The following is a 21,811-nucleotide window of genomic DNA, read 5'->3' as shown; positions in this document are numbered from 1 at the left end:
GCGTTGGTGCCGCTGATCCCGAACGACGAGACCGCCGCGCGCCGTAGCTCACCCGTCTCCGGCCAGGGCTGGGCTTCAGTGAGCAGGGCGACATGGCCGGTGTTCCAGTCGACGTGGCTGGAGGGTTCNTCCACGTGCAGGGTGCGCGGCAGNACCCCGTGGCGCATGGCCTCGACCATCTTGATGACACCGGCGACACCCGCCGCGGCCTGCGTGTGCCCGATGTTCGACTTCACCGCACCCAGCCACAACGGGCGCTCCTCGGTGTGCGCCTGACCGTACGTGGCCAACAACGCCTGCGCCTCGATCGGGTCACCCAGCGTCGTACCCGTACCGTGCGCCTCAACCGCATCAACCTGACCCGCACTCAACCGCGCACTNGCCANNGCCTGNTCGATNACNNGCTGNTGNGANGGNCCGTTNGGNGCNGTNAGNCCNTTGGANGCGCCGTCCTGGTTGACNGCCGANCCNCGCAGCACCGCAAGGANNTCGTGCCCGTTCCGCTCGGCGTCGGAGAGGCGCTCCAGGAGGACGAGGCCGACGCCTTCGCCCCAGCCCGTGCCGTCCGCCGCATCGGCGAACGGCTTGCACCGGCCGTCAGGCGCCAGCCCCCGCTGCCGCGAGAACTCCACGAACACACCCGGCGTCGCCATCACCGTCACACCACCGGCAAGAGCCAGCTCACACTCACCATTACGCAACGCCTGCGCAGCCAAGTGCATACTCACCAACGACGAAGAACACGCCGTGTCCACCGTCACCGCCGGACCCTCAAGACCAAACGTGTACGCCACCCGACCCGACGCCACACTCGCGGCACCGCCGTTGCCCAGGAAGCCGTCGAACCCCGGGGGCAGCCGGTCCATGAGCCGGGCTACGTAGTCGCTGTACATGACGCCTGCGAACACGCCGGTCCTGCTGCCCCGCAGGCTGTGCGGGTCCAGGCCGGCGCGCTCGAACGCCTCCCACGCGGTCTCCAGCAGCAGCCGCTGCTGCGGGTCCGTCGCGGTCGCCTCCCGCGGGCTGATCTCGAAGAACGCCGCGTCGAACGAGGCGGCGTCGTACAGGAAGCCGCCCTCGTGGGCGTAGCTTGTGCCGGATCGGTCGGGGTCGGCGTCGAAGAGCCCGTCCAGCTCCCAGCCGCGGTTCAGGGGGAACCCGGAGATCGCGTCCGAGCCGTCGGCGACCAGCCGCCACAGATCCTCGGGCGAACGCACCCCGCCCGGGTACCGGCAGGCCATCGAAACGATCGCCACAGGCTCCCGGTCCCCGGTCTCCAGGACGGACAGTCGCTGCTGGGCCTCATGCAGCTCGGCGGTAACCCACTTGAGGTACTCGACGAGCTTCTCTTCCTTGGACATCCGCTCTCGTTCCCGTTGTGACGAAAGGCGAAGGCGTACTTTCGGGAAGTGTCCGCACGTCGGCTAAAGGGGGCCCTAAGAATCTCCGAAGCCCCGGACGTCCACCGCCCGTACACTCAAGCCCCGCCCGTACACTCAGGCGAATCTCCCGGCGTCCGCGGCCTCGGCCGCGTCGTGCAGTGACATGTCCGTCCGGCCGCTGATGACCCGCATGTGGCGGATGAGGCCGCTGGCGCCGATCCGCATGACCGCGATCAGGGAGATGCGCACGATCTTGCCCTGCGGCACGCCCGCCGGCCGCAGTTCGGCGGTGATGGGCAGGGCGACGTGCTCGCGGTCCAGGCCGGCGACCGGGGCGCCGGGGGTCTCGTGGACGCCGTACGACACCAGTTGGGCAATGTGGGCGCGGTAGGCAGCGCGTTCGATGAAGGTCTTGTCGCCGACCGGGTCCTCGACGTGGATCGGGTCGGCGAAGAGCCCGAGGACGCCGTCGACGTCGCCCTTGTTGATCCGCCGGCAGTACTCCAGAGCGACTTGCTTGCGCGCGTCCTCGTCCAGCATCGGTGTGCTCCTTCGCGACTGCGGTGCGGGTCTGCCGGCACCGGGGAGTGCATGTTCGACGCCGTCGCCAAAGCCGCGCCAAAGCGCTTGGCGCTGGACTAGTTCGGACCAAGGCCGTCTTTAGACGGGGCTCCTAGTTTCGGGTTTCGTCAGATGTGGATTCCGCGGCCGTCTCGGTCGGCGACCGATCGCAGAAAGGGATTGCCGTTGTGAAGCTGTCACTGTGGCAGGACATGCGGATGCTGGGAAACCTCTTCCTGGTCCGTACGACCTCCGACCCCGAGAAGAAGACGGCGCGGCTGTACGAGATGTACCCGCCGGACCGGCTGGTCGTCGAGGACACCAACTACTACAACCTCGGCTACTGGCCGGGGTGCACGAAGCTCGACGAGGCGGCGCAGGCCCTCGCCGACGAGGTCGCCGACACGGCCGAGTTCAAGCCGGACGACACGATCCTGGACGTCGGCTTCGGCTACGGCGACCAGGACTTCCACTGGATCGAGAAGTACGCGCCGAGCAAGATCATCGGCATCAACATCACCAAGGTGCACATCCGGATCGCCACCGACCGCGCCAGGGAGCGCGGGCTGACGGACCGGATCGACTTCCGTGAGGGCTCCGCGACCGCGATCCCCCTGCCGGACAACAGCGTCGACAAGGTGGTGGCCCTGGAGTCGGCCTTCCACTTCGCCACCCGCGCGGACTTCTTCGCCGAGGCCCACCGCGTGCTGCGCCCGGGCGGCGTGCTGGTGACCGCCGACATCATCCCGATGGAGGGCGGCAAGCCGAAGGCGGACATCCGCTCGCACGCCATCAAGTGGATCCGCGTCATGATCGACGACGCCAACTGGTACCCGCGGAAGCGGTACGGCGAGCTCCTGGAGACCGCGGGCTTCGAGGACGTCGAGGTCAGGTCGATCCGCGACGAGGTCTACGAGCCGTGGCGCGAGTACCACGTGCGCCGGCTCCAGGACCCGACGTTCAAGCGCCGGTCCAGCAAGCTCTTCTACAAGATGGTGGCCGTCGCCCACCGCGACCAGGACCTGCTGGCCGAGGAGCTGAAGTCCCTGGACTACGTGGTGTCCGCGGCCCGCAAGCCGGCCACGTCGTAACCCACGGGGCCCGCGTCGGCCCGTAGCTGCCCTCCCCGTGGGCGCGGGTCCCGCGCCCGCGGGGAGGGCGCGGCCCGGTCGGTCCGGCAGGCCCGACGCGCCGCCGCGGGCGGCCACCGACCCGCCCCGTCCACTGCCGCTCAGCCGGTACGTACCCGCCGCGCGGTGCCTGTCCGCAGGCGCCGCCGGCGCCGTCTCCACGAAGGCGTTCGATGGCCAGCAACAACGAGGAAAAGCTCCGCGACTATCTGAAGGCGGTCACCGCCGACCTGCGGCAGACCCGGCAGCGGCTGGAGTCGCTGGAGGAGCGCGAGCACGAGCCGGTCGCGGTGGTCGGGATGGCGTGCCGCTACCCCGGCGGCGCGGTGTCGCCGGACGCGCTGTGGGAGTTGGTCTCGGCGGGCAGGGACGCCATCGGCGAGTTCCCCGCCGACCGGGGCTGGGACCTGGCGGCGGTCTTCGACGCGGACCCGGACCGGGCAGGCACGACCTATGCGCGCCGCGGCGGGTTCCTCTACGACCTGCCGGAGTTCGACGCCGGGCTGTTCGGGGTGTCACCGCGGGAGGCCGCGGCGATGGACCCGCAGCAGCGGCTGCTGCTGGAGCTGGCCTGGGAGGCGCTGGAGCGGGCGGGGATCGCTGCCGACGGGCTGCGCGGATCCGCCACCGGCGTGTTCGCGGGCACCTCGGCGGCGGACTACGGGCCGCGGCTGCACGAGGCGAGCGCCGGCGCCGAGGGCTACATGCTGACCGGGACCACGCCGAGCGTCGCCTCCGGGCGGATCGCGTACACGCTCGGTCTTGAGGGCCCGGCGCTGACGGTCGACACGGCGTGCTCGTCCTCGCTGGTGGCGGTACACCTGGCGACGCGCGCCCTGCGCGCGGGCGAATGCACCATGGCGCTGGCCGGCGGGGCGACGGTGATGTCGACGCCCGGCATGTTCGTGGAATTCTCGCGGCAGCGCGGGCTGGCGTCCGACGGGCGGTGCAAGTCGTTCTCGGACGACGCCGACGGCACCGGCTGGGGCGAAGGCGCCGGCATGCTCGTGCTGGAGCGGCTCTCCGACGCGCGGGCGGCCGGGCACCAGGTGCTCGCGGTGATCCGCGGCAGCGCGGTCAACCAGGACGGCGCCTCCAACGGCCTCACCGCGCCCAACGGCCCCGCGCAGCAGCGGGTCATCGCCCAGGCGCTCGCCGACGCCCGGCTCACGGCGCGGCAGGTCGACGCGGTGGAGGCGCACGGCACGGGCACGTCGCTGGGCGACCCCATCGAGGCGCAGGCGCTGCTGGCGACGTACGGCCGGGAGCACACCGCCGAGCAGCCGCTGTGGCTGGGCTCGGTGAAGTCCAACATCGGGCACACGCAGACCGCCGCCGGCGTGGCCGGGATCATCAAGTTGGTGCAGGCCATGCGGCACGGCCGGCTGCCGCGGACGCTGCACGCCGAGACGCCGTCCCGGCACGTCGACTGGGACGCGGGCGGCGTCGCGCTGCTGGCCGAGGACGTCGCCTGGCCGGAGGCGGACCGGCCGCGGCGGGCGGCGGTCTCCGCGTTCGGCATCAGCGGCACCAACGCGCACGTCATCCTGGAGCAGGGGCCGGCCCCCGCGGAGCCGGAGGCGCCGGCGCAGGCGCGCTCCGGCGGTACGGCGCTGTGGACGCTGTCGGCCCGTACGGGCGAGGCGCTGCGGGCCAGGGCCGCCGAGCTGGCCGAGGCGGTACGCACCGAGCCGCGGCCCGCCGTAGCGGACGTCGGCTGGTCGCTGGCGACGACGCGGGCCGCGTTCGAGGAGCGGGCGGTGGTGCTGGGCGGGGACGATGCCGGGCTGGCCGAAGGGCTGGAGGCGCTGGCCGCGGACCGCGGCGCCCGCGGGCTGGTGCGCGGCAGCGCGGTGTCCGGCGCGGCGCGCCCGGTGTTCGTGTTCTCCGGGCAGGGCGCGCAGTGGCCGGGCATGGCACTCGGGCTGTGGGAGTCCGAGCCGGTGTTCGCCGCGTCGATGGAGCGCTGCGCCGCGGCCCTTGCCCCGCACACCGGCTACGCGCTGCGCGAGAAGCTGGCCGTTCCCGCAGACGACGCCGCGTGGGAGCGGGACGACGTGGTGCAGCCGCTGCTGTGGGCGGTGATGGTCTCGCTCGCGGAGCTGTGGCGGCACCACGGCGTGACGCCCGCGGCGGTCGTGGGCCACTCACAGGGCGAGTTCGCGGCGGCCGTGGCCGCCGGGGCGCTGTCGCTGGAGGACGGCGCCCGCCTGGTGGCCGTACGCAGCCGGGTGGTGCACGCCCTGTCCGGACACGGCTCGATGGCCTCGGTGTCGCTGCCCCTGGCGGAGGTGGAGAAGCGGCTCGCGGAGCTCGGCGGCGACGTCGGTGTGGCCGCCGTCAACGGCCCGTCGGCGACGGTGGTCGCGGGCGACGACGCGGACGTGCGGGCGTTCATGCGCGACTGCGAGGAGCGGGGCGCGCGGACCCGTACGGTGCCCATCGCGTACGCCTCGCACTCGCCGCGGGTCGAGCCGGTGCGCGAGGAGATGCTGCGTGAGCTGGCGTCGATCGCCCCGCGGGCCGGGGAGGTGCCGTTCTACTCCACCGTCACCGGCGAGCCTATGCCCACGGCGTCGCTGGACGCCGCGTACTGGTACCGCAACCTGCGCTCGCCCGTGCTGTTCGCGCAGACCGTGGAGCGGCTGATCGACGCGGGGCACACCGTGTTCCTGGAGATGGGGCCGCACCCGGTGCTGGTGCCCGCCGTCGAGCAGGTCCTCGACGCGAAGGAGACCGAGGGCCGGGCGCTGGGCACACTGCGCCGCGGCGAGGACGGCGAGCCGCGCTTCAAGCAGGCGCTGGCGGAGGCGTACGCAGCCGGCGTGGTGCCGGACTGGCGGGTCGTCTTCCCCGGCGCGCGGACGGTGCCGCTGCCCACGTACCCGTTCCAGCGCCGCCGTTACTGGCTCGCCGACCGCGAGGACCGCGTGCCGCACGAGCCCGCCGGCCGCGGCGGCGGGACGGACGACGCGTTCTGGGCGCTGGTCGAGCAGGCCGACACCGAGGCACTGCACCGTCAGTTGCCGGAGGTCGGCGAGGACGCGCTGCGCGAGGTGGTGCCGGCGCTGCACCGCTGGCGCACCCGGACCCGTACGGACGCGGCGCTCTCCGGTCAACGTTACGAGGTCGCCTGGCGACCGGCGGCCGAACGGCGGGCACCGGGACCCGACGGGCACTGGCTGCTGGTGACCCGCACCGGCGCCGACGAGCGGCTTGCCGCCTGGGCCGACGCGGCGGGCGCCGCGCTCAGTGGCCGCGGCGCGCGGGTGACCGTGGTCGAGCTGGACGAACGGGCAGCCGACGACCGCGCGGACGTCGCGCGGCGCGTGTCGGCGGCGCTGGCCGGTGAGGCGGTCGACGGGGTGCTGTCGCTGCTGGCGCTGGACGGGCGGGCGCACCCGGAGCACGCGGCGCTGCCGTCCGGGGTCGCGGGGCTCCTCGGGCTCGTACAGGCGCTGGCAGAGCTGGGCGTCGCCGCGCCCGTGTGGTCGCTGACGTGCGCCGCGGTCAGCGCCCTGGACGGCGACGTGCTCGCGCACCCGGTGCAGGCGCAGACGTGGGGTCTTGGCCGTGTGGTGGCGCTGGAGCAGCCGCAGTTGTGGGGCGGCCTGGTCGACCTCCCGGAGCAGCCCGGCGACGGTGACTGGCTGCGGGTGTGCGCGGTGCTCGCGGGCGGTGCCGGCGACGAGGACCAGGTGGCGATCCGCCCCGGCGGGATGCACGTACGGCGGCTGCTGCCCGCACCCGCGACGGGCGATGGCCCGGTGTGGCAGCCGAGCGGCACGGTCGTGGTCACAGGGGGCTCCGGTTCGCTGGCGCCGCACCTGGCACACTGGCTTGCCGCCGGCGGAGCGGAGCACATCGTGCTCGCCAGCCGCCGCGGACCCGACGCGCCCGGCCACGCGGCGCTGGCCGGCGAACTCGGCGGGCTCGGTGTACGGGTCACGGCGCTGTCCTGCGACCTGACCGACCGCGACTCCGTACGCTCACTGCTGCGGCAGGCCGCGGAGCTGGGCGGGCCGGTGCGCGCGGTGGTGCACGCCGCGACGTCCACCCACCTGGAGCCGCTGGCCGGCGCCTCCGCGGCCCGGGTGGCGGACGTGCTGGCCGCCAAGGCGCTCGGCGCGGTCCACCTGGCCGAGTCGATGGGTCCGGACGACCCCGCGGAGCTGGTGTTCTTCTCCTCCATCGCCGCCGTCTGGGGCAGCGGCGAGCACGGCGCGTACGCGGCGGCGAACGCCTTCCTCGACGCGTACGCGCAGCAACTGCGCGGCCAGGGCCGGAAGGTGACGTCGGTCGCCTTCGGCGCGTGGCGCAGCGAGGAGCTGCCGGACGGGCTGGACGAGGCGCAGTTGGCGCGGCAGGGCCTGCCGCTGCTCGACCCGGAGCTGGCCCTGACCGGCCTCGGCCGGGAACTGGGCGGCGCGGGCGGCGGGCGGCCGGTGACGCTGGTCGACGTGGACTGGGAGACGTTCGCCCCGGTCTTCGCCTCGGCCCGGCCACGGCCGCTGCTGGACGAGATCCCCGCGGCCCGGGCCGCACTGCGGCGGTCGGCGGCGGGCGGCACCTCCGCGACGGGCGACGGCGACGCCGGGGAGCGGTTGCAGAAGCTGGCCCGGCTGCCGGAGGCGGCGCGCGGGCGCGAGGTGCTGGACGTGGTGACCGCCGAGGTGGCGACGGTGCTGGGCCACGGCCCGGCCGACCGGCCCACGCCGGGGCGGACGTTCAAGGAGCTGGGCTTCGACTCCCTGACGGCGGTGGCGCTGCGCAACCGGCTGCGGGCGGCGACGGGGCTCGCGCTGCCGGTGACGCTCGTCTTCGACCACCCCAGCCCGCAGGCCCTCGCCCGGTTCCTGGCGGGGCAGTTGGACGGGGGCGGCGAGCAGGCGGCGCCCGGCTCCGTACACGAGGAGCTGGACCGGCTGGCCGCGGCGCTGGACACCGCGCCCGTCGAGGGCGCGGAGCGCGCGGCCGTGCACGACCGGTTGCAGGCGCTCGCCGCCTCGTTGACCGGCGGCGGCACGGCGGCGGCCGGCGTACGCGAGGACGACGAAGCGGACCTCGACGAGCTCAGCACCGACGACCTGCTGAAGATCATCGACGACGAGTTCGGCCCGGCGGAGCCGGGACCGACGGCATCGACAACCGGCTGACCAGCGCCGGAAGGGAGCAGTTCCGGCCATGGCCGAGGAAGACAAGCTGCGCGACTACCTCAAGCGGCTCACCGCAGACCTGCGCCGCACCACGCGCAGGCTGCGGGAGGTCGAGGAGCAGCGGCGGGAGCCGGTGGCGGTCGTCGGCATGGCCTGCCGCCTCCCCGGCGGCGTACGGACTCCCGAGGGGCTGTGGGAGCTGCTGCGGGACGGCCGGGACGCCATCTCGGCCATGCCCGCGAACCGGGACTGGCACCTGGACGACCACTTCGACCCGGACCTCGGCCGGCCCGGCACCTCGTACGTGCGCGAGGGCGGCTTCCTGGGTGACGTCGCCGGCTTCGACGCGGCCTTCTTCGGTATCTCCCCGCGCGAGGCGCTGGCCATGGACCCGCAGCAGCGGCTGCTGCTGGAGCTGGCGTGGGAGAGCGTGGAGCGGGCCGGGCTCGACCCGCACGCGCTGCGCGGCTCCCGTACCGGCGTGTTCGTGGGCAGCAACCCCACCGAGTACGGCGGTCAGTTGGGCGACGCCGCCCCGCAGGTGAGCGGGCACCTGCTCACCGGCACGGTCCTCAGCGTGCTGTCGGGCCGGCTCGCGTACACCCTCGGTCTCGAGGGCCCGGCGGTGAGCGTGGACACCGCGTGCTCCACGTCGCTGACCGCGATCCACCTCGCGGTGCAGGCGCTGCGCCGCGGCGAGTGCACCATGGCGCTGGCCGGTGGGGCGACGGTCTTCTCCACGGTCGGGCCGTTCACGGAGATGAGCCGGCAGCAGGTGCTGGCCGCCGACGGGCGCTGCAAGGCGTTCGGCGCGGGCGCCGACGGCATGGGCATGTCCGAGGGCGCGGGCGTGGTGCTGCTGGAGCCGCTGAGCGCGGCCCGCCGCAACGGCCACCGCGTGCTCGCCGTGATCCGCGGCAGCGCCGTCAACTCCGACGGCTCCTCCAACGGGCTGACGGCGCCGAGCCGGCAGGCCCAGGAGAAGGTGATCCGCGCGGCCCTCGCCGACGCGGGCCTGGGCGCCTCCGACATCGACGCGATCGAGGCGCACGGCACGGGCACGGAACTGGGCGACCCGATCGAGGCGCAGGCGCTGCTGGAGGTCTACGGCCGCGGCCGGGCCACCGCCGGGGCGCCGCTGTACCTCGGCTCGGTCAAGTCGAACGTCGGGCACGCCCAGGCCGCCGCGGGCGTGGCCGGCCTGATCAAGCTGGTACTGGCGCTGGAGCACGGGCAGTTGCCCCGTACGCTGCACGCGGACACGCCCAGCCCGCACGTCGACTGGGACCCGGCGAAGCTCGCGCTGCTAGGCGAGGCGCTGCCGTGGCGCGGTGAGGACCGTACGCGCCGGGCCGCGGTGTCCGCGTTCGGGATCAGCGGCACCAACGCGCACGTGATCGTGGAACAGCCCCCGGCGGACGAGCAGGAGCCGCCGGCGCCGTCCGCGGGCCCCGTCCGGCCCTGGCTGGTCTCCGCCGCCACCGCGGACGGGCTGCGCGCCCAGGCGGTCCTGCTGGCCGGGCACGTCCGCGCCCGCCCGGAGCTGGCCGCCGACGCGGTGGGCCACGCGCTGGCGACCTCCCGGGCCACGCTCGGGCACCGCGCGGTGCTCGTCGGCGCCGACCGCGGGGAACTGCTCGGCCGGCTCGACGCCCTCGGCCGCGGCGACGCGGCCACCGGGCTGGTCACCGGCGTGCAGCAGACCGGGCGGCTGGCGCTGATGTTCTCCGGGCAGGGCAGCCAGCGCCCCGGCATGGGGCGCGGGCTGTACGAGGCGTTCCCGGTGTTCGCCGAGGCACTGGACGAGGTGTGCGCGGCGCTCGACGCGCACCTCGACGTCCCCGTACGCGAGGTGGTGTTCGCCGCGGCGGACACCGAGCGGGCGGCGCTGCTGGAGCACACGCTCTACACCCAGCCCGCGCTGTTCGCCGTGCACACCGCGCTGGCCCGGCTGCTCCAGTCGTGGGGCGTACGGCCCGACCACCTCGTCGGGCACTCCGTGGGCGAGCTGTCGGCCGCGCACGTGGCCGGGGTGTTCCCGCTCGACGTCGCCGCCGACATGGTCGCCACCCGCGCCAAACTCCTCCACACCCTCCCCGAGGGCACCGGCATGCTCGCCGTGCAGTCCGGCCCCGAGCCGCTGGCCGGGCACCTTCAGCGGCACGCGGGGGCGGAGATCGCCGCGTACAACTCCCCCGCCGCGACCACGCTGGCCGGACCGCTCGACGTGCTGGACGAGCTGGCGCGGGAGCTGACCGACGCCGGCGTCCGCGCCAGGCGGCTGAAGGTGGCGCACGCCTTCCACAGCGCGCACACCGAGCCGGTGCTCGACGCCTTCACGCGCCACCTGGCGGACCTCTTCGGCCGCCGCACCCTGGGCGAGGCGGAGGTGCCCGTCATCTCCAACGTCACGGGTCTGCCCGCGACGAGCGAGCAGCACCTCGACCCCGCGTACTGGGCCGAGCACATCCGCCGCCCCGTGCGCTTCCAGCAGGGCGTCGCCGAACTCGCCGGCCTGGGCACGACGGCGTACCTGGAGCTGGGCCCCGACGCCACCCTCAGCACCCTCGCGCAGGCGGTCCTCGACGACGCCGCCCCGGCGCAGCCGGGCGCCGAACCGGCCGTGGTCACCTCGGCGCTGCGCCGCGACCACCCCGAGGTTCCCGCCCTGTTCACCGCGGTCGCCCGGCTGCACGTGCACGGCACGGACGTGGACTGGCGCCCGCTCCACGCCGACGGCCGGCCGGTCGGGCTGCCGACGTACGCGTTCCAGCGGCGCCCGTACTGGCTGCGGCAGGCGCGTCCGGCCGCCGACCAGCCCGGGGTACGGGCCACGCGGCACCCGCTGCTCGGCGCGGTGCTGCAGACGGCGGACGCCGAGCGGCCGGGGGCGGTGTTCACCGGCCGGATCAGCGCGCGTACTCCCGGCTGGCTGCCGGACCACGTGCTCGGCGACACTGTGGTGCTGCCGGGCACGGGCGCGGTGGAGATCGCGCTGTGCGCGGCGCGGCACGTCGGCAGCGCGCGCGTCGAGGAGTTGACGCTGCGCCACCCGGTGACGCTGCCGGCGGAGGGCGCGCTCCAGCTCCAGGTGGCGGTGGACGCCCCGGACTCCGACGGCCGCCGGGCCCTGTCCCTGTACGCCCGCCCCGAGCCGGAGGCGGACGAGGACGGCGCGGACCTCGCCGCGGACTCCGCGTGGACCCTGCACGCGACCGGCACTCTGGCGCCCGACGCCCCGCCGGCGTCGGGCGCGTGGGACAGCACGGCCTGGCCGCCGGCGGGTGAGCCGGCCGCGGTCGTGGACGACCTGTACGACCGGCTGCACGAGCGCGGCATGCGCTTCGGCCCGGCCTTCCGCGCGCTGCGCACGGTGTGGCGCGCGGGCGAGCACCTGTACGCCGACCTGGCGCTGCCCGAGGCGCAGCACGCGGATGTCGACGACTACGGCATCCACCCGGCGCTGCTGGACGCCGCGCTGCACACGGTCGCGCTGCTGGACGAGCAGGGGACGGAGCTGCGGCTGCCGTTCACCTGGTCCGGAGTACGGCTGCTGGCACGGCCCGGCGCGGCGGCGCTGCGCGCCCGGGTGACGCCCACCGGCCCGGAGACCGTCGCGCTGGACCTCGCCGACGCCGCGGGCACGCCGGTGCTGCGGGTGGACGAGGTGGCGCTGCGGCCGGTGCCGGCCGACAGCCTCGGCGCGGTGTCCGCCGACCCGCTGTACGGGGTGGAGTGGCGGCGGCTCGACGCGGCGCCGGAGGCCGCAGACGGCGCGGAGTTGCGGGAGACGGGCCTCGACGAGTTCACCGGGGCGCTTGAGTCCGCCGGTGCCGAGTCGGCGCGGTCCGGCGTGTTCGTCGTACGGTGCCCCGCCGCGGACGGCGGCGACGCCGGTGCGACGGCGGAGAGGGCGCGTACGACCGTTACCCGGGTGCTGGCCGCCGTGCAGCGGTGGCTGTCCGACGACCGCTTCGCCGACAGCCGGCTCGCCGTGGTCACCCGTGGCGCGGTCGGCGCGGACGCGGCCGGGGACGTACCCGCGCTGGAGTGTGCCCCGGTGTGGGGGCTGCTGCGCTCGGCGCAGTCGGAGCACCCGGACCGGATCGTGCTGGTCGACGATGCCCCAGACGGCCCAGAGGAGCAGTCGGCGCTGGGCGCCGCGGACGCGGTACGGGCCGCGCTGGCGGCCGGCGAACCGCAGGTGGCGATCCGCGGCGGCAGCCTCCTCGCCCCCCGGCTCACCCGGATCGCACCGGACGGCCCCGCGGTCCTCGACCCCGCGGGCACCGTCCTGGTCACCGGCGCGAGCGGCACGCTCGGCGGGCAGGTCGCCGCGCACCTCGTCACCGCCCACGGCGTACGCCGCCTGCTCCTCGTCAGCCGCCGCGGCCAGGCCGCACCCGGCGCGGCCGAGCTGCGCGCCGAACTCACCGGACTCGGCGCCGAGGTGGCCTTCGCCGCCTGCGATGTCGCCGACGCTGACGCCCTCGCCGAGGCGCTGGGCCAGATCCCGTCGGAGCACCCGCTGACCGCCGTGGTGCACGCGGCAGGCGTACTGGACGACGCGACCGTCAGCGAGCTGACGCCCGACCGGCTCGACGCCGTGCTGCGGCCGAAGGCCGACGGCGCCTGGCACCTGCACCGGCTCACCGCGGACCGGCCGCGGGTGGCGCTCGTGCTGTTCTCGTCGTTCGCGTCGGTGGTCGGCACCCCCGGCCAGGCCAACTACGCCGCCGCGAACAGCTTCCTCGACGCCCTCGCCCAGCACCGCCGGGCCCGCGGGCTGCCCGCCGTCAGCCTCGCCTGGGGGCTGTGGGAGCAGGGCGGCATGGGCGAGAGCCTGGACCGGGCAAGCCGGGCGCGCATCGCCCGCGCCGGCGTACGCGCCATGCCCGCAAGCCGGGCGCTCGCGCTGCTGGACGCGGCGCTGCGCAGTCCCGTGGCACTGGCCGCCCCCGTGGTCCTCGACCGCAAAGCGCTGCGCACGCAGTCCCGCGCCGGGACGCTGCCCGCGGTGCTCCGCGCGCAGGCACCGGCGCCCGCCGCTCCCGCCGAGGGCACCGCCGCCGCGGCCCCGGCCGCCGCCGGCCCGCTCTCCTGGCTCGGCGCGCTCAGCCGCGCCGAGCAGGACCGTACCCTGCTGGCGCTCGTACGCCGCACCGCCGTGCTCGCGCTCGGCCTGCCCGAGGGCGAACCGGTAAGCCCCGGGCAGACGTTCCGCGACCTCGGCTTCGACTCGCTCACCGCGGTCGAGATGCGCAACCAGCTCAGCGCCGCCACCGGCCGCCGGCTCCCCGCCACCGCGGTCTTCGACCACCCCACGCCCCAGGCCCTCGCCGACCACCTGCGCGCGGAGCTGCTGAACGCCGCCGAGGACACCGCCCCGGCCGTGCCGGCCCCCACTGCCCGCGCGGCCGACGACGACCCGATCGCCGTGGTCGCCATGGCCTGCCGCTACCCCGGCGGCGTGGCCTCCCCCGCAGACCTGTGGGACCTGCTCAGCCGGGGAGCCGAGGGCACCAGCACGTTCCCCGAGAACCGCGGCTGGGACATCGACACGATCTTCGACCCGAGCGGGGAGCGCCCGGGCACCACGTACACCCGCTCCGGCTCCTTCCTGCACGAAGCCGACCAGTTCGACGCCGAGTTCTTCGGGATCTCGCCGCGCGAGGCGGCCTCGATGGACCCGCAGCAGCGGCTGCTGCTGGAGCTGTGCTGGGAGGCCGTCGAGGGCGCCGGCATCCCCGCCGACCGGCTGCGCGGCTCCTCGACCGGCGTGTTCGCGGGGATCATGTACAGCGACTACGGCGGCCGGCTGCTGCTGCGCACCCCTGCGGAGTACGAGGGGTACGTCGGCAACGGCAGCGCACCGAGCGTGGCGTCGGGGCGGATCGCGTTCACCTTCGGCTTCGAGGGGCCCGCGCTGACCGTCGACACCGCCTGCTCCTCGTCGCTGGTCGCCATGCACCTCGCGGCGCAGTCCCTGCGCAACGGCGAGTGCACGCTGGCGCTGGCCGGCGGCGCGACGGTGATGTCGACGCCGGCGGTCTTCGTGGAGTTCTCCCGGCAGCGCGGCCTCGCCCCCGACGGCCGCTGCAAGTCCTTCGCGGACTCCGCCGACGGTACGGGCTGGGGTGAGGGCGCCGGCGTGCTGCTGCTGGAGCGGCTGTCGGACGCCGAGCGCAACGGGCACGAGGTGCTCGCGGTGCTCCGCGGTTCCGCCGTCAACCAGGACGGCGCCTCCAACGGCCTCACCGCACCCAACGGCCCCGCCCAGCAGCGCGTCATCCGGCAGGCCCTGGCCAACGCCAGGCTGACCGGCGCCGAGGTGGACGCGGTCGAGGCGCACGGTACGGGTACGACGCTGGGCGACCCGATCGAGGCGCAGGCGCTGCTGGCCACGTACGGCCGCGAGCACTCGGCCGAGCAGCCGCTGTGGCTGGGCTCCGTGAAGTCCAACCTCGGCCACACCCAGGCCGCCGCCGGCGTCGCCGGCGTCATCAAGATGATCCAGGCCATGCGGCACGGAGTGCTGCCGCGCACCCTGCACGTCGACGAGCCGTCGCAGCACGTCGAGTGGGACGAGGGCGTCGTCTCGCTGCTCACCGAGCAGCGGGAGTGGCCGCGCGCGGGGGCAGGCCGGCCGCGGCGGGCGGGCGTGTCCGCGTTCGGAATCAGCGGCACGAACGCGCACGTCATCCTGGAGGAGGCCCCGGCCGTTGCGCAGGAAGTGCCGGCCGGGACACCGCAGTCATCGGAGTCGTCCGGCGCCGCGCTGCCCTGGCTGGTCTCCGCCGCGACCCCGGAGGGTCTGACCGCCCAGGCCGCCCGGCTGGCCGAGAGCGTCCAGGCGCGGCCGGAGCTGAGCGCCCCGGACCTGGCGTGGTCGCTGGCCTCCCGGCGCACCGCCCTGCCGTACCGCGCCACCGTCCTCGGCCGCGACCGTACGGAACTCCTCGACGGCCTGCGCCAGGTGGCCCAGAACCGGACCGCGCCCGGCGTGATCCGCACTCACGGCGAGCAGCAGCCCGGCGGCCTGGTGTTCATGTACTCCGGCCAGGGCAGCCAGCGCCCCGGCATGGGCCGCGGACTGTACGGCGAGCTGCCCGTGTTCACCGAGGCGCTGGACGAGGTGTGCGCGGCGCTCGACGCCCACCTCGACCTCCCCGTACGCGACGTGATGTTCGCCGACGCGGCCGAGGACGGCACCACGCTGCTCGACCAGACCCTCTACACCCAGACCGGCCTGTTCGCCCTGCACACGGCGCTCACCCGCCAGTTGCAGGCGTGGGGCGTGCAGCCCGATCACCTGATCGGCCACTCCATCGGCGAGGTGACTGCCGCGCACGTCGCCGGCGTGCTGTCCCTCGCCGACGCGGCCCGGCTCGTCACGGCCCGCGCGCGGCTGATGAACGAACTTCCCCACGGCACAGGCGGCATGCTCGCCGCCCAGGCCGGGCCGGAGGCGCTGGCCGAGTACCTGGCGCGGCACGAGCGGGCGGAGATCGCCGCGTACAACTCCCCCGTCGCGACGGTGCTCGCCGGGCCGGCCGACGCGCTGGCCGCGCTCGCCGCGGAGCTGGGGGCGGCCGGGATCCGCACCCGGGCGCTGAAGGTCAGCCACGCCTTCCACTCCGCGCAGATGGCCCCCGTGCTGGCCGAGTTCACGAGCACCGCGGCCCGGCTCACGTACCGTGCGCCCACCCTCCCGGTGGTGTCGAACCTCACCGGCGCCGAGGCCACGGCCGACCAGCTCACCGACGCCGGGTACTGGGCCGAGCACATCCGCCGGCCGGTCCGCTTCCACCAGGGCATCACCCACCTCGCCGGCGAGGGCGCCACCACCTTCCTGGAGATCGGCCCGGGCGCCACCCTGACGACGCTCACCCGCGCGATCCTGCCGACCGACGACGCCGCCGCAGTGGTCCCCGCGCTGCGCCCGGCGCGCAAGGCTCCGGACGGCGACGCGCCGGCGGCCCCGCTCGACGAGCCCACCGCGCTGCTGCACGCCATGGGCGAGCTGCACGCGCACGGCGCCGGCCCGCGGTGGACGGACGTGCTGCCGCGCGGGCGCACGGTCGAGCTGCCCACGTACACCTTCCAGCGCAGCCGGTACTGGATCGACCCGGTCGCGCCCGCCGCCGCGGACCCGGCGCAGACCGGCCTGCACTACCGGACGTCCTGGGCGCGCCTGCCCCGAGGCGGCGGCGCGGTGCTGGACGGTACCTGGCTGCTCGCGGTGCCGGCCGACGGACGGGCCGGCGAGTGGACGGAGTTCTGCGCGACGGCGCTCGGGGATGCCGGGGCGCAGGTCGCCACCGTCGAGATCGCCGCGGGCACGGCGCGCGCCACGCTCGCCGAACACCTCGCCCGCCGGATCGAGGAGACCGGGCAGCCGCGGGGGATCCTGTCGCTGCTGGCCGTACGCGCCGGCACCGGCGCCTCCGCGGACCCGGCCGCCGACGACGTACCCGAGGAGCTGACCGCGACCGTCCTCCTCACCCAGGCGCTCGGCGACACCGGCGTGACCGCTCCCCTGTGGGCCGCCACCCGCAAGGCGGTCTCCGTAGGCGACGAGGAACCGCTCCAGGATCCGGAATCCGCCCTGGTGTGGGGCTTCGGCCGGGCCGCGGCGCTCGAAGAGCCCGCGCGCTGGGGCGGGCTGATCGACTTCCCGGACGCGCCGGCCGACCTCGGCGCGCGCGGGCGCGCGGAGCTGGCCGCGCTGCTCGGCGGCGCACCGGACGGCTCCGGGGCGCCGGCAGAAGACCAGATCGCGCTACGGGCCGACGGGCCGCGGGCGCGGCGGCTCCGGCGTACGACGCCCGCCCGCAAGTCGGACGCCGAGTGGCCGCCCCGCGGCACCGTCCTCATCACCGGCGGCACCGGCGGCCTCGGCGCCCACGCCGCCCGCTGGCTGGCCGCGAACGGCGCGGAGCACCTGCTCCTCGCCAGCCGCCGCGGACCCGCCGCCCCCGGCGCCGACGAGTTGCGCGCCGAACTGACGGCGGCCGGCGCCGCGGTGACGATCGCCGCCTGCGACGTCACCGACCGGGCGGCCCTCGCCGCGCTGCTGGCCGGCGTACCCGAGAAGACCCCGCTCACCGCCGTGCTGCACGCGGCCGGCGTCAGCGTGGACCGCGGTCTTGTGGACCTGGACGCCAAGCACTTCGCCGAAGTCCTCGGCCCCAAGTCCCTCGCGGCCCGCCACCTGCACGAGCTGACCCGGGACGCGGACGGCCGCAGCAGCCTCAGCGCCTTCGTGCTGTTCTCGTCGACCGCCGGCGTGTGGGGCAGCGGAGCGCAGGGCGCGTACGCCGCCGGCAACGCCTACCTCGACGCGCTCGCCGAGCACCGCCGCGCCCTCGGCCTCCCGGCCACCGCCGTGGCCTGGGGCGCGTGGCACGGCGAGGGCATGGCCGGCGCCGAGGAGAACTCCCGGCGCCTGCTGCGCCGCGGCATCCGCGGCCTCGACCCGGCTGCCGCGGTGGCGGCCCTGGCGGATGCCGTACGGGGCGACGAGCCTCCCGTGACGATCGCCGACATCGACTGGTCGGCGTTCACCCTCGCGTTCACCTCACGGCGGCACAGCCCGCTGCTGAGCGAGCTGCCGGAGGCACGCGCGGCCATGGACACGCGGGCGGCGGACGAGCCGGAGGCCGCGGGCACCGACGCCGCCGCGGCGCTGCGGTCGCTGCTGGCGGGCCGTACCCGCGAGGAGCAGCAGCGCGAGCTGCTGGACCTGGTACGCGCGGAGGTCGCGGGCGTGCTCGGGCACGCGTCGGCCGACAGCGTACGGCCCGGAAAGCCCTTCAGCGACCTGGGCTTCGACTCGCTCACCGCCGTCGAGCTGCGCAACCGCGTCAACACCCGGACCGGGCTGCGGCTGCCGACGACCGTCATCTTCGACCACCCGACGCCGGACGACCTCGCCGCCTGCCTGCGCGACGAACTCGGCGGCGCCGACGCCGCCGGCCAGTCGCTGCTGGCCGACCTGGCGCGGCTCGACGGGGCGCTGAACGACACCGCACTGGCGGACGAGGAGGTGCGGCGCCGGGCAGGGGAACGGCTGCGGACGATGCTCCAGCGGCTCGACGGCTCCGCCTCGGGCGCGTCGTACCAGACGGACAACGGCCACGCATCGGGCACCGGCCCGGACGGCGGTGAGGCGAACAGCGACCTGGAGTCCGCGTCCGTCGACGACCTTCTCGACATCATCCAGACGGAGTTCGGCAAGTCATGACTCCCCCCGCCCGTACCCACCGCTCATGAACCACCGTGCACACCCCTGGCAGCCCATGAACCACCCGGTACCTCTCCGCGCCTCGACAAGGAGCTTGCGCTGATGAAGAACGAGCAGAAGCTTCTGGACAACCTGAAGTGGGTGACCGCGGAGCTCCGCCAGGCCCGCCGGCGTCTCAGCGAGGTCGAGTCGAAGTCCACGGAGCCCATCGCCGTCGTCTCCATGGCGTGCCGCTACTCCGGCGGCGTGGCCTCGCCGGAGGACCTGTGGCGGATGGTGACCGCCGGCCGGGACGGGATCGTGGAGTTCCCGCGCGACCGCGGGTGGGCCGAGGACCTGTACGACCCGGACCCGGCGGCGAGCGGCAAGAGCTACACGCGGATGGGTGCCTTCCTGGAGGGGGCGGAGCAGTTCGACGCGGAGCTGTTCGGGATCTCGCCGCGCGAGGCGCTGGCCATGGACCCCCAGCAGCGGCTGCTGCTGGAGACGGCCTGGGAGGCGTTCGAGCGGGCGGGCCTGGACCCGGCCGGGGTGAAGGGCGACCGGACGGGCGTCTTCGCGGGGCTCAACTCCCAGGACTACCTGCTGCGCCTCTACCGCGCCACCGGCGACCTGGAGGGCTACGCGGCGACCGGCAGCGCCGGCAGCGTGGCGTCGGGCCGGGTGGCGTACACCTTCGGTCTCGAGGGCCCGGCGGTGACGGTGGACACGGCGTGCTCGTCGTCCCTGGTCGCGCTGCACCTGGCGATCCAGGCGCTGCGCAACGGCGAGTGCGACAGCGCACTGGCGGGCGGCGCCACCGTGATGACCAGCCCGTCCGCCTTCACGGTCTTCTCGCGGCAGCGCGGCCTGGCCGCTGACGGCCGGTGCAAGGCGTTCGCCGAGGCGGCGGACGGCACGGCCTGGGGCGAGGGTGTCGGCCTGGTGCTGCTGGAGCGTCTCTCGGACGCGCAGCGCAACGGGCACAAGATTCTGGCAGTGGTGCGGGGTTCCGCGGTCAACCAGGACGGTGCGTCGAACGGCCTCACCGCCCCCAACGGGCCGTCGCAGCGCCGGGTCATCGAGGCGGCCCTGGCCAACGCCAAGCTGAGCGCGGGCGAGGTGGACGCGGTCGAGGCGCACGGTACGGGTACGACGCTGGGCGACCCGATCGAGGCGCAGGCGCTGCTGGCGACGTACGGCCGCGAGCACTCGGCCGAACAGCCGCTGTGGCTGGGCTCCGTGAAGTCCAACCTCGGCCACACGCAGGCCGCGGCCGGCGTTGCGGGCGTCATCAAGATGGTCGAGGCACTGCGGCACGGAGTACTGCCGCCCACGCTGCACGTGGACGAGCCGACCAGCCACGTGGACTGGGAGTCGGGCGCCGTCTCGCTGCTGACGGAGACGCGGGAGTGGCCGGAGACGGGCGAGCCGCGGCGCGCGGCGGTGTCGGCGTTCGGCATGAGCGGCACGAACGCGCACCTCATCCTGGAGGCCGCGCCGGTTGCGGCACCGGACGAGGCGGAGGCGGGCGACGGTGAGACGTCGCCGGAGGCGGCGACGGACACGGGGGCGGCCGAGGCCGAGTCGTCTCTGCCGGTGCCGGTGGTGGTTTCTGCCCGTTCGGCGGGCGCGTTGGCGCAGGCCGCGGAGCGGCTTGCCGCGNCTCGTGGACCTCGCCCTGCACACCGGCGACCACACCGGCGCCACCCACCTCGAAGAACTCACCCTCCAGGCACCACTCGTGCTCCAGGAGACCGGCGCCCGCGACCTCCAAGTCACCACCGGCCCGCACCCGGACTCGGACGGCTGGCAGGTCACCATCCACTCCCGGCCCCACACCGACGACGACGCCGAGCCAGAGCCGTGGACCTGCCACGCCACCGGCACCCTCACCGCCGAACCGGCGACGCCGGCCGAGCCGCTGACCCAGTGGCCGCCGGCGGGCGCGCAGGCGCTCGACGTCTCGGAGGTCTACCCCCGGCTGGCCGAGGGCGGCTACGAGTACGGGCCCGCCTTCCGCGGCGTCACCGCGGCGTGGGCGCAGCCCGACGGCACGCTCCACGCCGAGATCGCGCTGCCCGAGGACACCGGCCCCGACGGGCACACGATCCACCCCGCCCTGCTCGACGCCGCCCTCCACCCCCTCGCGGCTCAGGCCGGCGCCGAGGCCGGGCCGGATGCGCGGCTGCGACTGCCGTTCGCGTGGACCGGTGTGTCCGTCCACGCCACCGGCGCCACCCACCTCCGCGCCACCCTCACCCCCACCGGCGCCGACGGCCACGACCTGGCGCTACGCGCCTGGGACCCCACCGGCGCCCCGGTCGCCACCATCGCGGCCCTCAACACCAGGGCCGTGGACGCCTCGGCACTGACCAGCAGCGCCCACACCGGCGCCGCGACCCGCAACAGCCTCTTCCACCTCTCCTGGAACCCCGCCCAGGCGGACCAGGACGAGGCCGCCGAGCTGGAGCGGTACGACGTCTACGTCGCCGCGCCCGCGGACGAGGACACCCCGGCCGCGGCCCACGTCGCGACCGAAGCGCTGCTCGTCCACGTACAGAACTGGCTCGCCGCCAACGACCAGACCGACCGCCGCCTGGCGGTCGTCACCCACCGGGCCGTCGCCACCCATCCCGCGGAGGCCCCGCACCTCGCGCACGCCCCGCTGTGGGGTCTGCTCCGCAGTGCCCAGAACGAGAATCCCGACCGCATCCACGTCGTGGACACCGACGCCGCCGGCATCGACCCCCACGCCGACGCCGCTGACATCCCGCACCTCGCGGACGCCCTCGCCACCGGCGAGCCCCAGACCGCCGTCCGCGGCGGCCAGGTGCTGGCCGCGCGCCTCATGCGCGCAACTGGCTCCGAGAGCGGCGTGCTGGAGATGCCGGAGAGCACGTGGAAGCTGGCCAGCGATGGTGACGGCACGCTGGAAGCGCTCGCCTGCCGGCCCGCCCCCGAGTGGGACGCGCCGCTGACCGGCGGCCAGGTCCGCGTACAACTGCACGCGATCGGGCTGAACTTCCGCGACACGCTCATCGCCCTGGGCATGTACCCGGGCGACGCTCCCCTGGGCAGCGAGGGTGCCGGAGTGGTGACGGAGGTCGCCGACGACGTCACGTCGGTCGCGGTCGGCGACCGTGTCATGGGGCTCATGCCCCAAGGTGCGGGCAGCCGGGCGATCACCGATCACCGTCTCCTCACGCCCGTTCCGGAGGAGTGGTCCTCCACCCAGGCGGCCGGGATTCCGGTGGCCTTCCTCACCGCGTACTTCGCGCTCAAGGACCTCGGCCGCCTGGAAGCCGGCGAGTCGCTGCTGCTGCACGCCGCCACCGGCGGCGTCGGCTCCGCCGC

6 protein-coding genes and 1 pseudogene are annotated in these 21,811 nt (G+C 75.3%); 5 read left to right on the top strand and 2 right to left on the bottom strand.

What is annotated here, in order from left to right:
• A partial coding sequence (locus B124_RS34000; protein WP_496506879.1) for a type I polyketide synthase occupies window positions 1-1,361 on the bottom strand: 1,361 nt, incomplete at its 3' end.
• Between the two features lie 135 nt (window positions 1,362-1,496).
• Window positions 1,497-1,922: a nuclear transport factor 2 family protein gene (locus B124_RS33995; protein WP_496506878.1), complete on the bottom strand. Its 426-nt coding sequence runs from the start codon at window positions 1,920-1,922 to the stop codon at window positions 1,497-1,499.
• A 209-nt stretch (window positions 1,923-2,131) separates the two neighbouring features.
• On the opposite strand from B124_RS33995, the gene B124_RS33990 reads away from it, so the two are divergent.
• The 5 genes and pseudogenes from B124_RS33990 to B124_RS33970 form a co-directional block, all read left to right on the top strand.
• A complete protein-coding gene (locus B124_RS33990; RefSeq protein WP_496506877.1) occupies window positions 2,132-3,034 on the top strand; it encodes an SAM-dependent methyltransferase in 903 nt (300 codons plus the stop codon).
• A 212-nt stretch (window positions 3,035-3,246) separates the two neighbouring features.
• A complete protein-coding gene (locus B124_RS33985; protein WP_496506876.1) occupies window positions 3,247-8,229 on the top strand; it encodes a type I polyketide synthase in 4,983 nt (1,660 codons plus the stop codon).
• Between the two features lie 28 nt (window positions 8,230-8,257).
• A complete protein-coding gene (locus B124_RS33980) occupies window positions 8,258-18,475 on the top strand; it encodes a type I polyketide synthase (protein WP_496506875.1) in 10,218 nt (3,405 codons plus the stop codon).
• A gap of 102 nt (window positions 18,476-18,577) precedes the next feature.
• Window positions 18,578-20,119, top strand: a pseudogene (locus tag B124_RS33975) (type I polyketide synthase); the annotation flags it as partial.
• Window positions 20,120-20,123: 4 nt separating this feature from the next.
• Window positions 20,124-21,811: SpnB-like Rossmann fold domain-containing protein (locus B124_RS33970; protein ID WP_496506880.1), on the top strand; the 1,688-nt coding region annotated here is incomplete at its 3' end.

Source organism: Streptomyces sp. CNP082 (assembly GCF_059570535.1).
The sequence above is the reverse complement of the archived record's forward strand: the minus strand, read 5'-3'. Positions and strand labels throughout refer to the sequence as shown.

Coding starts and splice junctions, on each gene's coding strand:
- B124_RS33985 (WP_496506876.1), top strand. CDS start 3,247: ATGGCCAGCAACAACGAGGAAAAGCTCCGCGACTATCTGAAGGCGGTC.
- B124_RS33995 (WP_496506878.1), bottom strand. CDS start 1,922: ATGCTGGACGAGGACGCGCGCAAGCAAGTCGCTCTGGAGTACTGCCGG.
- B124_RS33980 (WP_496506875.1), top strand. CDS start 8,258: ATGGCCGAGGAAGACAAGCTGCGCGACTACCTCAAGCGGCTCACCGCA.